The organism is Phaeobacter sp. SYSU ZJ3003, from assembly GCF_041300735.1.
In the GTDB taxonomy this organism is placed as follows: Bacteria; Pseudomonadota; Alphaproteobacteria; order Rhodobacterales; family Rhodobacteraceae; genus Phycobacter; species Phycobacter gallaeciensis_A.
Genome location: NZ_PXNU01000014.1, coordinates 52,843 through 68,735 on the forward strand (window position 1 = coordinate 52,843; position 15,893 = coordinate 68,735).

General features: G+C 61.2%; 13 protein-coding genes. 6 read left to right on the forward strand and 7 right to left on the reverse strand.

What is annotated here, in order from left to right; translation table 11 throughout:
- The first annotated feature begins 4 nt into the window (after positions 1–4).
- Genes C6W91_RS06490 through C6W91_RS06500 form a run of 3 tightly spaced genes read left to right on the forward strand, consistent with a single transcriptional unit; the run spans position 5 to position 3,517 of the window.
- Positions 5–1,597: an ABC transporter ATP-binding protein gene (locus C6W91_RS06490; RefSeq protein ID WP_065272214.1), complete on the forward strand. Its 1,593-nt coding sequence runs from the start codon at positions 5–7 to the stop codon at positions 1,595–1,597.
- Positions 1,594–2,067 (forward strand): GNAT family N-acetyltransferase, encoded by a 474-nt coding sequence (locus tag C6W91_RS06495; RefSeq protein WP_065272213.1) that lies wholly within the window; start codon positions 1,594–1,596, stop codon positions 2,065–2,067. The genes C6W91_RS06490 and C6W91_RS06495 overlap by 4 nt, the downstream gene beginning before the upstream one ends.
- A complete protein-coding gene (locus C6W91_RS06500) occupies positions 2,060–3,517 on the forward strand; it encodes an aldehyde dehydrogenase family protein (protein ID WP_065272212.1) in 1,458 nt (485 codons plus the stop codon). The genes C6W91_RS06495 and C6W91_RS06500 overlap by 8 nt, the downstream gene beginning before the upstream one ends.
- 151 nt (positions 3,518–3,668) lie before the next feature.
- Here C6W91_RS06500 and pncB read toward each other — a convergent pair whose 3' ends face one another.
- From pncB to pncA, 3 genes are all read right to left on the reverse strand, one after another.
- A complete protein-coding gene (gene pncB, locus C6W91_RS06505; RefSeq protein ID WP_065272211.1) occupies positions 3,669–4,958 on the reverse strand; it encodes a nicotinate phosphoribosyltransferase in 1,290 nt (429 codons plus the stop codon).
- Positions 4,959–5,020: 62 nt separating this feature from the next.
- Positions 5,021–7,291: an ATP-binding protein gene (locus C6W91_RS06510; protein WP_274837923.1), complete on the reverse strand. Its 2,271-nt coding sequence runs from the start codon at positions 7,289–7,291 to the stop codon at positions 5,021–5,023.
- 75 nt (positions 7,292–7,366) lie between these two features.
- Positions 7,367–7,972, reverse strand: coding sequence for a bifunctional nicotinamidase/pyrazinamidase (pncA, locus tag C6W91_RS06515; RefSeq protein ID WP_065272209.1), 606 nt, complete (start codon positions 7,970–7,972; stop codon positions 7,367–7,369).
- 191 nt (positions 7,973–8,163) lie between these two features.
- On the opposite strand from pncA, the gene C6W91_RS06520 reads away from it, so the two are divergent.
- Positions 8,164–9,075 carry a rhodanese-related sulfurtransferase gene (locus C6W91_RS06520; RefSeq protein WP_274835436.1) on the forward strand — a complete coding sequence of 304 codons (912 nt, stop codon included), beginning with the start codon at positions 8,164–8,166 and terminating at the stop codon, positions 9,073–9,075.
- Positions 9,076–9,303: 228 nt separating this feature from the next.
- Positions 9,304–10,224, forward strand: coding sequence for a PAS domain-containing protein (locus tag C6W91_RS06525; protein WP_274837922.1), 921 nt, complete (start codon positions 9,304–9,306; stop codon positions 10,222–10,224).
- Between the two features lie 71 nt (positions 10,225–10,295).
- Here C6W91_RS06525 and gyrB read toward each other — a convergent pair whose 3' ends face one another.
- Complete coding sequence (gyrB, locus tag C6W91_RS06530; RefSeq protein WP_065272206.1) at positions 10,296–12,713, reverse strand: DNA topoisomerase (ATP-hydrolyzing) subunit B; 2,418 nt, start codon at positions 12,711–12,713, stop codon at positions 10,296–10,298.
- 84 nt (positions 12,714–12,797) lie between these two features.
- Positions 12,798–13,391, reverse strand: coding sequence for an NAD(P)H-dependent oxidoreductase (locus C6W91_RS06535; protein WP_274831645.1), 594 nt, complete (start codon positions 13,389–13,391; stop codon positions 12,798–12,800).
- Positions 13,392–13,499: 108 nt separating this feature from the next.
- Here C6W91_RS06535 and C6W91_RS06540 point away from each other — a divergent pair, with 108 nt between their 5' ends.
- Positions 13,500–14,093 carry a TetR/AcrR family transcriptional regulator gene (locus C6W91_RS06540; RefSeq protein ID WP_274835437.1) on the forward strand — a complete coding sequence of 198 codons (594 nt, stop codon included), beginning with the start codon at positions 13,500–13,502 and terminating at the stop codon, positions 14,091–14,093.
- An 18-nt stretch (positions 14,094–14,111) separates the two neighbouring features.
- Here the strand turns inward: C6W91_RS06540 and C6W91_RS06545 are convergent, their stop codons facing one another.
- Positions 14,112–14,732 carry a LysE family translocator gene (locus C6W91_RS06545; RefSeq protein WP_274835438.1) on the reverse strand — a complete coding sequence of 207 codons (621 nt, stop codon included), beginning with the start codon at positions 14,730–14,732 and terminating at the stop codon, positions 14,112–14,114.
- The gene (recF, locus tag C6W91_RS06550; protein WP_274837921.1) at positions 14,729–15,829 is read right to left on the reverse strand and encodes a DNA replication/repair protein RecF; all 1,101 of its coding nucleotides are present in this window, start codon (positions 15,827–15,829) and stop codon (positions 14,729–14,731) included. The genes C6W91_RS06545 and recF overlap by 4 nt, the downstream gene beginning before the upstream one ends.
- Positions 15,830–15,893 lie beyond the last annotated feature (64 nt).

Here is a 15,893-nt window from a genome sequence, read left to right on the forward strand (position 1 = left end):
AGACGTGAGCCTGCTGAATATCACCGACCTGTCGCTCTCCATCGGCAGCCACCCGATCCTGAAGAACGTGACCCTTTCGGTCGCTGCCGGAGAGATCGTCGCCGTCACCGGCGAAAGCGGCTCCGGGAAATCCATGACCGCCTTTTCCGTCATGCAACTGCTGCCCGAGCGGACCACAATCCAGGGGCAGATCCTGCTGGAAGACACCGATCTGACCCGGCAAAGCGAAGCGCAGATGTGTGCCCTACGCGGTCAATCTATTGGCATGGTCTTTCAGGAGCCTATGACCGCGCTCAACCCGGTCAGGACGATTGGCGATCAGGTGATGGAGACCATCCTGATCCACGGCGCCATGACGAAACAAGAGGCCGAACAACGCGCCCGCGACATGCTCGACCGGGTCGGTCTGCCTGCGGATCGCTTCCCGCTCAGCCGCTTCCCGCACGAGCTGTCCGGTGGTCAGCGCCAGCGGGTCGTCATCGCCATGGCCATCGCCCTGCGCCCGAAACTGCTGATCGCGGATGAACCGACAACTGCGCTGGACGTGACCACCCAGGCCCAGATCCTCGACCTGCTGAAGGATCTGGTGCAGGAATTCGGCATGGGGCTGCTGATCATCACCCATGATCTGGCCGTGGTGGCGGATCTGGCCGACCGGATCGTCGTCATGCGCCACGGCGAAGTGGTCGAAACCGGGGAAACCGATTGGCTGCTGCACAACATGAGCCACCCCTATACGCGGATGCTCTTCGCCGCCTCCTCGCATCAGGTCACCCTGCCAACGGCGCCGGAGCCGAAACCGCTGCTGGAGGTCAAGGGCGCCGTACGTGACTACCGCCTGCCGCGCAAATCACCCTTTGTCCCGCAGCAGCATTTCCGCGCCGTGAACGAGGTCTCCTTTACCCTCAACCGCGGCGAGCGGCTGGGCCTTGTCGGCGAGTCAGGATGCGGAAAATCGACCCTGACACGGGCAATTCTGGGGCTGGAGCCACTTCAGAGTGGTGAAATCCTGCTTGATGGGAAGCCGATTTCGGCCGGTCACGCGGCCGAGGCGCGCCGTAAGATGCAGGTGGTATTTCAGGATCCCTTTGGCAGCTTCAACCCGCGTCACCGGGTCGACCGGCTGATCACCGAACCCTTCTACAGCCAGCCCGATGCCCCCACCGGCAGCGCCCGCACCGATCTGATCGCGGAGACCCTGACCGCCGTCGGCCTGGGGCCGCAGGATGCAAACAAATACATTCACCAGTTCTCCGGCGGTCAGCGCCAGCGCATCGCCATTGCCCGCGCTCTGATCACCCGGCCCGAGCTGATCCTGTTCGACGAAGCGGTCTCGGCCCTTGATGTCTCTGTCCGTGCGCAAATCCTCGACCTGCTGGCCGAGCTGTGTGAGGCCTATGAGCTCACCTACCTGTTCATCAGTCACGATCTTTCGGTGGTGCGCACAATCACCGATCGCTGCCTGGTGATGCAGAAAGGCCAGATCGTCGAGGAAGGCGCCACCGAAGAGGTGCTGTCGGCGCCCCGGCATCCCTATACGCAGGCCCTGATTGCCGCCGCCCCTGTTCTGCCCGATCTGACGCAGGGAGCGGCATGAGCCTGACACTGTCCCTGATCCTGCCAAAGGAGCATGCGGTTCTGACCAGTGTTCTGGCGGGGTATTTCGAAGAAACCGCAAGCCAGGCCCGGATCGATCCGGGCGACAGGGCACGGCAGATGCTGCACCGCAAGGATGTCATCGCCTTCTGGGTGCTGAACGACGGGAAACGCATCGGCTTTGCCCTGGTTCTGAACCTGCCCGACGACCGGCGCGAGCTGTCCGAGTTTTCGATCTTTGCCCCGCATCGCCGCCATGGCTTTGGCCGGGTGGCGGCAGAGATCCTGTTTCAGGAGTTTCCGGGGCGCTGGCGGATGGGCATTTCGGCCCAGTCCCCGTCGGCCCTGGCCTTCTGGGGCACCTGTCTGAGCGTCCTGCCCGGGGTTACCGAGCTGCGCGAGGGCGCACCCTTTACCGAGTTGCAAAGCAAAAGCTATTCCTTCCAGATTACAGGACCCACTCATGACTGAAAAAAACAATATCTGGTTCGATCCCAGTTTCTGCCTGATCGGCGGCAGCTGGCAGGCCTCGGCAAGCGGGGAGACCCTGCCGTTGATCAATCCGTCGAACGGCAACGAACTGTGCCGGATCGCCCGTGGCGGCGCCAAGGACATCGACGCCGCCGTGCGGGCTGCCGAAGCGGCGCTAGACAGCGGTTGGGGCCAGATGCCCGCATTGGAGCGTGGCCGTATCCTGTGCCGCATCGGCCAGCTGGTGCTGGAGCGGGTGGATGAGCTGGCCGCGCTGGAAGCAATGGATGTCGGCAAACCCCTGACCCAGGCCCGTGCCGATGCTGTGGCGCTGGCGCGCTACTGCGAATTCTACGGCGGCGCTGCGGACAAGGTACACGGGGAGACCATTCCCTATCTGGACGGCTACACCGTCTATACGCTGCGCGAACCGCATGGGGTCACCGGACATATCGTGCCCTGGAACTACCCGATGCAGATCATCGGCCGCTCGGTTGGCGCAGCGCTGGCGATGGGCAATGCCTGCGTTCTGAAACCAGCCGAGGAAGCCTGCCTGACCGCGCTGGCCTTTGCCCAGCTGGCGCTGGATGCGGGCCTGCCCGACGGGGCGCTGAACGTGGTGCCGGGACTGGGCGCCGAAGCCGGCGCGGCTCTCACCGCGCATCCCGGCGTGCATCACATCTCTTTCACCGGCTCGGTGGCCACCGGCGCCCTGGTGCAGCAGGCCGCAGGCAAGAACGTGGTGCCGGTGACGCTGGAGCTTGGCGGGAAATCCCCGCAGCTGGTGTTTGACGATGCTGATCTGGATGCCGCGTTGCCGTTTCTGGTCAACGCGGGCATTCAGAACGCCGGCCAGACCTGTTCTGCCTCCTCGCGCATTCTGGTGCAGCGCGGCGTCTATGAAGAGGTCAAGACCCGCATGTCCGCCGCCTACGCAGAGCTGACCGTAGGACCGGCCCCGGAAGACCTGCGTCTGGGGCCGCTGATCTCGGCCCGGCAGAAGGAGATCGTCGAAGGCTTCCTGGCCAAGGGGTCGGATCTGACCGTGGCCGCGCAGGGGATTATCGTGGACGGCGCGCCCGAGGACGGTGCCTATGTGCGCCCGACCCTGTTTGCCGATGTGCCCGCCGATCACGCGCTGGCGCGGGAGGAAATCTTTGGCCCGGTGCAGGTGATGATCCCCTTTGACACCGAAGAGGAAGCCGTCGAGATCGCAAATTCCACCGACTACGGCCTCGTGGCCAGCGTCTGGAGCAGCGATGGCGCCCGCCAGATGCGGCTGGCAAAGAAGCTGCGTGCGGGTCAGGTCTTCCTCAACAACTATGGCGCCGGGGGCGGTGTGGAACTGCCCTTTGGCGGTGTCGGCAAATCCGGCCATGGCCGCGAGAAAGGCTTTGAAGCGCTTTATGGCTTCTCCCAGCTGAAAACCGTCGCTGCCTATCACGGTTGACACAGCCCAACAGAAGAGGTTTTGCGCTGCGCTTTGCGCATCGCGAGGCCGCAGGCCGCGCCTTCGGCGCGGCCTGCGGGGCCCAAGGGGAAGACTTGCATGTTCCATGCGAGCCTTCCGCGCGGGAGCCACCGCCTCCGTTAGAAGCGCTTCAGACGATGACGTCGATGCGTTCCTGTTCGCCCACGCCGAATACCCGCTTGTAACGGGCGACTTCATCCGCCGGTCCCATCGCCTTTTCGGGATTGTCCGACAGTTTCACCGTGGGGCGGCCATTGGCGCTGACCGCCTTGCAGACCAGCGAGAACGGCGCCAGCGCATCATCCGGTACCAGCCCGCGGAAATCATTGGTAAGCAAGGTGCCCCAGCCGAAGGACACCTTGACCCGGCCCGCGAACTGCGCGTGCAGCTCGGCGATCTTGTCCACGTCGAGCCCATCCGAAAAGATCACCCGTTTCTGTTTCGGATCCTCTCCGCGGTCCCGCCACCATTTGATCGCGACCTCGGCGCCCGCAGCGGGATCGCCGCTGTCGATGCGGATCCCGGTCCAACCCGCCAGCCAGTCCGGCGCGTGCTCCAAAAACCCCTTGGTGCCATAGGTGTCGGGCAGGATGATGCGCAGGTTGCCGTCGTGTTCATCATGCCAATCCGACAGCACATCATAGGGCGCGCGGGCCAGATCCTCATCCGTTTCGGCGAGGGCGGAATAGACCATCGGCAGCTCATGCGCATTGGTGCCGATCGCCTCGACCTCGCGACGCATGGCGATGAGGCAATTTGAGGTCCCGGTGAACTTCGGTCCCAGCCCCTCCATCATCGCCTGCACGCACCAGTCCTGCCACAGGAAGCCATGCCGCCGCCGGGTGCCGAAATCGGCAATCGACAGCCCGTCGATCTTGCGCAAGGCTTCGATCTTTTCCCACACACGGGTCATGGCGCGGGCATAAAGGACCTGCAATTCGAACCGGCCCATGTCGTTCAGAACCGCGCGCGAACGCAGCTCCATCAGCACCGCCAGCGCCGGGATCTCCCACAGCATAACCTCGTGCCATTTGCCTTCGAAGGTCAGCTCGTACTGATCACCCTTGCGCTCCAGATGATAGGGCGGCAGACGCAGGCCTTCGAACCACTCCATGAAATCGGGGCGGAACATCTGGCGTTTGCCGTAGAAGGTGTTGCCGCGCAGGAAGGTGCTTTCGCCGCGGGACAGCGACAGCGACCGGATGTGATCCAGCTGTTCGCGCAGCTCGCCCTCGTCGATGAGCCGGGCCAGCGGCACCTGCGAAGACCGGTTGATCAGCGAAAAGGTGACCTGGGTGTCCGGCTTGCTGCGGAACACCGACTGGCACATCAGCAGCTTGTAAAAATCAGTATCAATCAATGACCGGATGATCGGATCTATCTTCCATTTGTGATTGTAGACGCGGGTTGCAATATCCACCGGCGGCCTCGCTCCGTTGTTTCACAACGTGATAGGGCAGGCCCACGCCCGGAGCAAGGAAATCAGCCTGCGCGCAGGTTGTGTCTGTGGCCCCCGTGGGTCAGCAGGACATCGATCAATTGTTTGCGGTTGATCGGTTTGGTGAGGAATTCGTCCATGCCCGCCGCCAGGCAATCGGCCTTGTCGGTGTCAAAGGCGTTGGCCGTCAGGGCGATGATCACCGGCTGGCGGATCTGCAACGCCCGGATTGCCCGGGTCGCTTCGAGACCGTCCATGACCGGCATGCTCATATCCATCAGGATGATATCGGGCTGAAAAGACTGGGTCAGTTCCAGCGCTCTGGCGCCATCCTCGGCCAGTTCGATCTCCACCGGGAAATCCTTGAGGAACTTCTGGACCAGGATCTGATTGACCTTGTTGTCCTCCGCCACCAGCAGGCGCAATCCGTTCAGCGCCGCGGGCACCTCTTCGTCTACAACGGAGGCGCCGCAGGCCTGCTGGGCAGCGGCAGCAGGATCTTTCGCTTCCTGGAAGGGCAGGCGCACCGTGAAACAGGATCCCTGCCCCGGCTCAGACGCGACGGTGATTTCCCCGCCCATGGCCACTGCGAGGCGACGCGAGATGGCAAGCCCGAGGCCGGTGCCGCCAAAGCGGCGGCTGATGGCGGCGTCTGCCTGCGAGAACCGTTCGAAGATCTTGCTCAGCATGTCCTTGCTGATCCCGATCCCGGTGTCGGCGACATGAATGGTGATGTCCCGGCCGCTGTCGCTGTTTTCCGCCATCAGCGTGACCTTGACTTGGCCGGTCTCGGTGAACTTGATGGCGTTGCCAACCAGATTGGTCAGGATCTGGCCAAGCTTGCGGTCATCGCCATTCAGCAACGCCGGAACGGTATCATCGCACTCAAAGACCAGCTTCAACCCCTTGGCATCGGCCTGCGACTTCAGCAGGCGGATGGTGTTTTCACAGCAGCGGCGGGCATTGAAATCCACGGCATCAAGGGACACCTCGCCCGAGTTCAGCTTGGACAGGTCAAGGACATCGTTGATCAGATCCAGCAACGTCCGGGCCGAGCTAAGGATGGTATCCGCATAGAGCTTCTGATCTTCATCCAGGTCGGTGTCTTCGAGCAGCTGCGCCATGCCGATCACCCCGTTCATGGGGGTGCGGATTTCGTGGCTCATGGTGGCAAGGAATTCGGATTTTGCCCGCGCGCCTTCCTCGGCGGCGAGGCGGGCCTTTTCCAGCTTGGCGGCGTATTCCTTGGACTCGGTGATATCGCGTTCTACCGCGATATAGGTGGTGACGGCGCCGGTATCGTCCCGCATCGGCACCTGATTGGTCTCCAGCCAAAGCGTTTTCCCGTCCCGCCGCTGGTTCAGCACCTGTACCCTGAAGGGCTCCTCCCTCTTGCGCCCTTCGACAATGACGTCAAGGCTCGCCGGGTCGGTGTCCGGGTGGTTCAGAAGATCACCGGGCTGACGGCCGATCGCCTCTTCCGCGCGCCATCCCGTGATCCGCGTGAAGGCATCGTTGACCCAGATGATATTGCCGGTCTTGTCCATCAGCATGACACTGTCATTGGCGTGACGGGCCACCAGCGCCAGCCGCTGGGTCTCAAGTTGCTGCGCATAAAGGCGCTGATAGGCGGTCTCCAACTCCTGCCGCTGAAGCGCCTGGGCCAGCAGGCTGCTGCGGGTGCGGTGGAAACCGCGCGTGGTAAAGGTCAGCAGCCAAATCAGCGAGCCAAAGAATACCAAAAGCCCGGCGAAATGAAGCTGCGTGTCCGTGCTGCTGCCGCGCAGCACCGGCCCCCGCACGATAAGTATAAGGATAGGCGTCGCCGTATAGATCGCCAGACGGAAGAACACCGCGATCCGGTGGAAGGGAAACAGCAAGCCTGCGTTGATCGCCGCGCTGGTCAGCAGGGCAATGGAAAACAGCTGGTCATGCCGTTCCGAAAACTCCGGCGACCCTGCATCCACATAAACGGACCAGAGCGGCGCCGTGGCAGCGATGGCAACGCCAATCCCGTGAAGGGCTGCCGTCGCGGAACTGACGCTCCGCACCCGTTTTTCAGCGGCGGCATCCCGGCGCAGGCGATTGCGGGCCTGATGCAGATACCAGCAGTCCAAAAGGTCGGGGAGCATCGATGCCAGAAAGCTGAGAAGAGCGACAGCAGGCAAGATGAGATAGGCCAGCGCAAGGGACACCAGCACCGCAAACACAAGGCGCGACTTGAAACCCTTGATGCGCCCTCTGGAATAGCGATCAAACAAGCCGGCCGAGCTATACTTCTGGTAGTGGCTTGTCAGCGGTCCATTACCAGACATGCGCTGCTCATTCATCGTCTATCCTTGCGCGTGTCAATCCGCTCTTTGAATTAACGAAACTCCCTTTAAGAAACACTAAGCAGGTCCCTGGCCCAAATGGACACCCGCCTCCTGCATGTCCTTCAAGGCTGTATTGAGCGATCCCTCCAGATCGATGGCACGGCAGGCCGAGAGATCAACCCGGACATCAAATCCCAGCCGCGCGGCATCCAGCGCCGAGAAGGCAACGCAGAAATCCGTTGCCAGGCCTACCAGCGTCAGATCCATCAAGTCCCGATTGCGCAGGTATCCTTCAAGCCCGGTCGGCGTGGTCTTGTCGTTCTCGAAAAAGGCCGAATAGCTGTCCACTGCCGCACGAAACCCTTTACGGATGATTAGATCCCCGTCCTGCCGCAGATCCTTGTGAAAGGCAGCGCCGGGGGTACCCTGCACACAGTGATCGGGCCACAGAACCTGCGGTCCATAAGGCATCTCGACCAGGCCAAAGGCAGCTTCGCCCGGATGGCTGGAGGCAAAGGAGGAGTGTCCCGCCGGGTGCCAGTCCTGGGTCAGGATGACCGCATCATAGCGATCCATCATGGCGTTGATCGGGGCGGTGACCTCTTCGCCGCCGGCCACTGCAAGCGCACCACCAGAGCAAAAGTCATTCTGAACATCTATAACGATCAAAGCACTGGGCATGAAACTATCCTGTCTCGTTTCACAAGGCGTAGGGCGCAGCATCTGTTGCGTCAATCCCCGCGCCCACTGCGGGACGAAGCATTCCGACATGCTGCCTGATCGGCAACGCGACCAATTACCACGCTGAAAAGCCGGGCCGTCACGACAGCCTGTCTTGCAGGATTTTCGGACTCTGGTGTAAAGGGCTGGCTATGTACACCATCGCTGCCCTGTATCACTTCACCCGCTTTTCCGACCCCGACGCTTTGCGGGGGCCGCTGCTGGATCTCTGCCTCGCACAGGAGGTCAAAGGCTCTCTGTTGCTGGCGCGTGAAGGGATCAACGGCACCATTGCCGGTCCGCGCGCCGGGATCGACGCCGTTCTGGCGCATATCCGCGCCCTGCCCGGATGCAGCGATCTGGAGTGGAAAGAAGCGACCGCCACCGATGCGCCCTTTGGACGGATGAAAGTCCGTTTGAAGAAAGAGATCGTGACCATGGGCCAGCCCGATGTGGACCCCAAGGCCCGCGTCGGCAACTACGTCGAGCCGGAAGACTGGAACGATCTGATCCGCTCAGACGATGTGGTGGTGATCGACACCCGCAATGACTACGAGGTGGCGATTGGCACCTTCGAAGGCGCGATCGACCCCGAAACCAGCAGTTTCCGGGAATTCCCCGCCTGGTGGGAAGCCAACAAGGACCGCTTCCACAACAAGCGGGTTGCGATGTTCTGCACCGGCGGGATCCGCTGCGAGAAGTCCACCAATTTCCTGCTGGGTCAGGGCGTAGAGGATGTCTACCACCTGAAAGGCGGCATCCTGCGTTATCTGGAAGAGGTTCCGGAACAGGACAGCAGCTGGCAGGGGGAGTGCTTTGTCTTCGACAACCGTGTCTCTGTCGGGCACGGGCTGAAGGAAGGTCCGCATGAGCTGTGCCACGGCTGTCGTCGCCCGCTGCTGCCCGAGGACAAGTCGCGCCCCGAGTACGAGGCCGGGGTCTCCTGTCATATGTGCATCAATGAGACCAGCGAGGCCGACAAAGCCCGGTTCCGGGAGCGGCAGAAGCAAATGCAACTGGCCCGGGCGCGCGGGGCGGATCATCTGGGCACGATTGCCCTTTAAGGTGGACCATTCTGTAAACCTTCAGAAATAAGCCTTAAAGCAGAATAGTTTCCTCCACGATACCGCTCTTGGTGGAATTTTAATCTTGCATTCTCTTCACGACTTTTTCATTTTATTTAATTGTAGCCAGCGACTCCTATCAAGGCTTGCGTATTTCAAAGCTCGATCGCTGGTGCTTGTGCCATTTTGCACAGTCAATTTTAGAAATGTTGAGATGAGGTGATTTCGATGATCAATTGCTCAGCCGAGCTGCTGCACCGTCCAGAGGAAGCGGCCAATATTAAACTTGGAAAAGTATCGATCCCCAGCCTGTTCCGCGACCTGCCCGAAGCCGTCATCGTAGCGGATGAAAACCGCCGCATCGTCTGGGCCAACAATGCCGCGTTAAGCATGTTTGGCCACACCATCGATCAGATGGTCGGCCACAGCACCGCCATTCTTTACCCCACTGAAGAAGGCTACCTGTCCGCAGGCGCGGCACATTTCAATCCATCCGGATCCGCAGAGCAACATAATTACGAAAGCAACTATTTGCGATCAAATGGAAAAACCTTTTTAGGCGAAACAACAGGTGGCCCAATTCGCGATTCCCGTGGCGTCGTTCTGGGGTATTTCGGTATTACCCGCGACATTTCAAAACCGCGCGCTTTTGACGAATTGCTCGCCAGGCTCTATCAGGTTTCTGCGGATCAAGAGCTTGAGACCAATGAAAAGATCCGTGAAATTCTCAAAATGGGTTGCGCCCATTTTCAAACGGATTCGGCTTTGGTTAGCTGGGTTCACGGCGAAGACTACACCGTGCTCTACAGCTATTCCCAGATCGCGGAAATCGAACGCGGCAGCCGGTTCAAGATCGCCGATTGCTGCTGCGCACGCGCGATGGAGGCCAATGGCCCGATTGCCTGCAGCTCAGCTCAGGAGGTCGGAGACGCGCCCCACCCCTGTTACAGTCTGTTTGTTCTTGAAACCTATATCGGGGTACCGTTGGTGGTCGATGGCGAACGGTTCGGCACGGTCAACTTCACCTCGTCAGAACCGCGCACGCCCTTTGAGAGCAGCGATCTGGAGCTGATCAAGATGTTTGCGGCCTGGATTGCCCAGCAGCTGAGCATCGAAAAGGCGACAAACCAGCTGATCGAAATCAGCTGATCGCCCACCCCGCGACACGCGGGCTTCGTCAGCCGACATATAGACCGGCTGACGGAACGCAATTCTGTGGATCAGAAGTCCAAGTTTTCCACGCTCAGCGCGTTTTTCTGGATGAATTCGCGGCGCGGTTCGACCACATCACCCATCAGCTTGGTGAACAGATCGTCGGCCTCGACCATGTCGTCTACGCGCACCTGCAACAGGGTGCGGGCGTCCGGGTCCAGCGTAGTTTCCCACAGCTGATCCGGGTTCATCTCGCCCAGCCCCTTGTAGCGCTGCAGCGACAGGCCTTTTTCACCCTCTTCCAGAATCGCCTTCAACAGCTCCAGCGGACCGTGGATCAGCTGGCTGCGCTCCTTGCGCACCAGCGTCGCGGTCTGGCCGTAGATCTCCTGCAGGCTTTGGGTAAAGCTGCCGGTCTTGCGCGCCTCACCCGAACGCAGCATCGGACCATCCAGCGTGCGGACCTCCTCAACGCCGCGCAGGATGCGGGCCAGACGGATACCGTGATCCTGGGTAATACGGCCCTGCCAGCCCTTTTCATACTCCAGTGCAATCAGGTCGAGCCGCTTGGCAACCCTGTCGGCAACGCCCTGCAGGTCGGCATCCACCGCGCCGGGAACAAAGGCACCTGCAACGGCAGCCTGCTCCAGAATATGGCGGGGGTAATGGGTCGGGAAGGCATCGATGACACGACGCAGCTGACGCGCCTCATCCACCACGCGGGCCAGATCCTGCCCGACGATTTCCTCCCCCGATCCCAGTTTCAGAACCGCGCCTTCAACGCCCTGATGGATCAGGTAATCATCCAGCGCCGCCTGATCCTTCAGGTAGACCTCGGATTTGCCACGGGCCACCTTATAAAGCGGCGGCTGGGCGATATAGAGATAGCCGCCCTCGATCAGCTCGGGCATCTGGCGATAGAAGAAGGTCAGCAGAAGCGTCCGGATATGGGCGCCGTCCACGTCCGCATCGGTCATGATGACGATCTTGTGGTAGCGCAGTTTGGAGATGTCGAACTCATCCCGGCCAATACCGGTGCCAAGCGCCATCACAAGGTTGCCGATTTCCTGGCTTCCCAGCATCCGGTCAAAGCGCGCGCGCTCAACGTTCAGGATCTTACCGCGCAGGGGCAGGATTGCCTGCGTCTGGCGGTCGCGACCCGTCTGAGCAGAGCCCCCGGCGGAGTCACCCTCGACGAGGAAGACTTCGGTTTTCGAGGGGTCTTTCTCGGAACAGTCCTTCAGCTTGCCGGCGAGGAAGTTCACATCCATTGCCGTCTTGCGCCGGGTCAGCTCGCGCGCCTTGCGGGCGGCTTCGCGGGCCAGGGCGGCTTCGATGATCTTGCCGACAATTTCCTTGGCCTGGGTCGGGTTTTCCTCGAACCACTCGGCCAGTTTCTCGTTCACCAGGCTTTCCACCACCGGGCGCACCTCGGAGGAGACCAGTTTGTCTTTGGTCTGAGAGGAGAACTTGGGATCCGGCACCTTGACCGACAACACACAGGTCAGACCTTCGCGGGCGTCGTCACCGGTGAAAGAGACCTTCTCCTTCTTGGCGATCCCGGAAGACTGCGCGTAGTTGTTGATGGTCCGCGTCAGCGCACCGCGGAAGCCCGCCACATGGGTACCGCCATCGCGCTGTGGAATGTTGTTTGTAAATGGCAGCACGGTTTCATGGTAGCTGTCGTTCCACCACATCGCCACTTCGACGCCGATGTCGTCCTTTTCACCTACGATATAGATCGGGGCATCCATGACCGGGCTTTTCGACCGGTCGAGGTACTTGACGAATTCCTTCACACCGCCTTCGTAGAACAGCTCAGTCTCAAGCCGCTCGGCCGGGCGTTCATCGATCAGGATGATCCGCACACCAGAGTTGAGGAAGGCAAGTTCCCGCAGACGCTTTTCCAGCGTTTCAAAGGAGTATTCGAGGTTCGAGAACGTGTCGGTCGACGCCAGGAAGCGGACCTCGGTGCCGGTACGGTCACCGCAGTCGCCAACGACCTCAAGGTGCTTGGCCGTGTCGCCGCGCTCGAACCGCGCGATGTGTTCCTTGCCATTGCGCCAGATGCGCAGCTCCAGCCAGTCGGACAGGGCGTTCACAACGGAAACGCCAACACCGTGCAGACCGCCAGAGACCTTGTAGGAGTTGCTGTCGAATTTGCCGCCCGCGTGCAGCTGGGTCATGATGACCTCGGCCGCCGAGACGCCTTCTTCGGCGTGGATATCCACCGGAATGCCGCGACCGTTGTCACTGACAGAAACACTGGAATCGGCGTGAATTTTCACCGTCACGGCGTCCGCATGGCCCGCCAGTGCCTCGTCGATGCCATTGTCGACGACCTCATACACCATATGGTGCAGGCCCGATCCATCGTCGGTGTCCCCGATATACATGCCGGGGCGTTTGCGAACCGCCTCCAAGCCTTTGAGAACTTTGATGGAATCCGCACCGTATTCGGCGGGGGCGTGCTCGTTTCCGGACATTCGCGCGTTCCTGTTTTTGCTTTCAGATTTTATACGCAGTCCGGGGGGGAATGTCACGCGCACGCGCCCCTTTTATTCTTGGATTCAAGCGGCTTTTGCCCCCAGACCGGCGACTTTTTGCAGCCAGCCCTCGACCTTCTTGCCCTTGGCATCCGTGGCAGGCGCAAAGGAGGAGAACCGGGTCGGCTTCACACCGACAAAGCCAAGGATCTGACGGCTGATGATTTTCTTGATCGCATTGCTGTAAATCAGCCTCAGCAGCAGTGGGGGCGTGTCCGATGTCAGCAGCACCCGGGCGGTCTTGCCGGTCAGCATCGGTGCCGGAACTCCCATCATGTTGGGGTTGCGCGTGTCAAACGTCCGACCCGGAAGTAGCGCGCGATCAAAGACGCCTTTCAGCTTGGCCGGGATGGCGCCCCACCACAGCGGGGTTGCCACCACCACGTGATCGGCCCACTCCAGATCTGCAAGGAAGGCTTCCAGATCCGGCTCCAGCGGCTTGGGGTTCTTATAACCGCCCTGCCCGTAATCCATGTCGAACTGCATAGCAGAGATATCGTGATAGCGCACCGCGTGACCCTTGGCCTTGGCCGAGGCGGCATAGGTATCGCACAGCGATTTCGACAGCGAGGTTTCACCGGGGTGACCATTCAGGACGATGATTTTCTTGGTGGACATCTGACACTTCCTACAACTAAATTGACCTTGGTCAGTTTATTGACTCAATAAATGACCCTGGTCAATATTTAAATTGACCAGGGTCACATTTTCTTGATGAGGACGCAGATGCCGCGACAGCCCCAGAAACGCCGACTAGAAACCCGTGCCAAACTGCTGGAGGTCACAGCCGAGCTTGTTGCGACCGAAGGTTACAGCGGTCTCAAGGTTGAAGACGTTGTAAACCGCGCAGGCGTGGCCAAGGGCACGCTGTTTTCCCACTTCCGAGACAAGGACGGGCTGCTCGCCGTTCTTATCGGGGCCGAGGTGATGCGCCATCTGGACCAGATGGAGGAAAAGGGGGCACCCAACAGCCGCGAGGCCCTGCTGGAACGTATCGCACCCCTGCTGGAGTATGTGGCCGGAGACCGGGTGATCTTTGATCTGCTACTGCGTTATTCGGGATCCACCGGAACTGAAACGGATGAGGTGGTGACCGAAGGCTTTTACCGCCAGATCGCCATCTGGGGCGATTGGATCGCGCAGCTGCAACAGGCCGGACTGGTGCGCGACGATTACCCGGCGCAATTCCTGGCCGAAGGCATTCAGGCCTTTCTCAATCAGGTGATCGCGATCTGGTTCTGCATGTCCAGTCCCAACGAACAGACCCCACTGGACGCGCTGCGCCCATTTCTAGAGGCCTGGTTGGCGCCGCAGGCCTGACCCGGGGCCAACAAGGCGTCAGGAAAAGGGAATGATCAGCCCGACGCAGATCAAGAGGCCGCCGGACACCAGATTGACCTTCTTCAGGGCTGATGGCGACGACAGCAGCGCCCGCAACCGGTGCACCAGCGCCGCCAGAATCAGGTTGCCCATCAGTGGCACAAAAAAAGACAGCGTCACGATCACTGCCACATCCACCTTTGTGACTGCGGACAGATCAAAGAACCCCGGCAGCAGCCCCATGTAGAACAGGATCGCTTTGGGATTGCCCAGAATAACGGCAATCCCGGCCATGAACCCAGCCCAGGTGCCGGGGCGGAGTAAAGCGCTGTTTTCCTGAATACGCGCGCCCGCGTGGCGGATCAGGGTGATCCCCATGAACAGGAACATCAGGCAGGCGACCCAGCGCAGGACGGTCATGATGCCTGCAAATTCGGACACCAGCCAGGACATGCCCGCCACCGCTACCAGCGGCCACAGGATATCGCCGCAAGCCACTCCCAACGCCAGTGGCCAGGCAGCATGAAACCCGCCGGACACCGCCCGCGCAAGCAGCGCCAGCCAGACCGGACCCGGGGTGAGGAACAGAACGAACAGCCCGCCCGCATAAAGCACCAGATCCCAGATCGACAGGGTCATGACCGCACCTCTACCTTTGATCCAGCTTCGCCCTCGGTGATTTCCAGCATCTGGGCGCGACTACCCATTTCTGCAAACAGCTCTGCCTCGGTCCCCGTCATCCAGGCCTGCGCCCCCAGCGCACAGATCTCATCATAAAGCGCGGCGCGGCGGGCCGCGTCCAGATGCGCTGCGACCTCGTCCAACAACACGATCGGCGGCGCCCCTTCGCGCCCCGCAAGCGCACGGGCATTGGCAAGGATCAGCGACACCAGCAGCGCCTTCTGCTCTCCGGTGGAACAATCGCGGGCCGGTACGCCCTTGGCCGCATAGGTCCCGATCAGATCGGTGCGATGGGGGCCGACCAGCGTGCGCCCCGCCGCCAGATCACGGAACCGGCTTTCGGCCAGCGCCTCGCGCAGGTCCTCTGCGCTTGCGGGCATGGTGCCTTCGGTCTGGATCAGCTCCAGTTCAGCCACGGGAAAGGCGGTTTCGGCGGCCGCCTGCGCCTCTTGCAGCAGCGACACCGCCGCAATACGCGCGGCGCTGATGCGGTGGCCGGTCTCGGCCATCTGCGTTTCCAACACCCGGTACCAGGCCGGATCGCGGTTCTGATCTTTCAGCAGGCGGTTGCGTTCGCGCATCGCCTTTTCATAGGCCAGCGTCGCCTCGGCATGCGAAGGGTCAAAGCTGAGCACGATGCGATCCAGAAACCGGCGACGGCCCTCGGCGGCTTCAATCCACAGGCGGTCCATCGCAGGGATCAGCCAGACCACGCGGCAGATCTGCCCCAGTGCGATCTGGTTGGAGGCCTTGTTGTCGATCCTGACCTGCCGGGCGTTGCCGCCTTCGGACCAGGTTTCCACCTCGTAGGACTGTGTGGGGGCCTGCAGAGTCGCCTTCAATTTCCACCCCAGCGCCTCTGGGCGGCGGGTCATTTCCGCAGCGCTGGCGCGGCGCAGGCCGCGGCCCGGGGAAAACAGCGATACCGCCTCAAGGATATTGGTCTTACCCGCCCCATTCGGCCCGAACAGCGCCACGGGCCGCCCATCCAAATGCAGTTCCGCCCGCAAATGCGAGCGGAAGTGAGACATTGTCAACTCTGTCAGGGCAAGCACTTAGGGCGCCCCTTTCCTGATAGTGAGAACCCTAAGCCGGGTCCGTAGCGCCGGATCCGTGCCG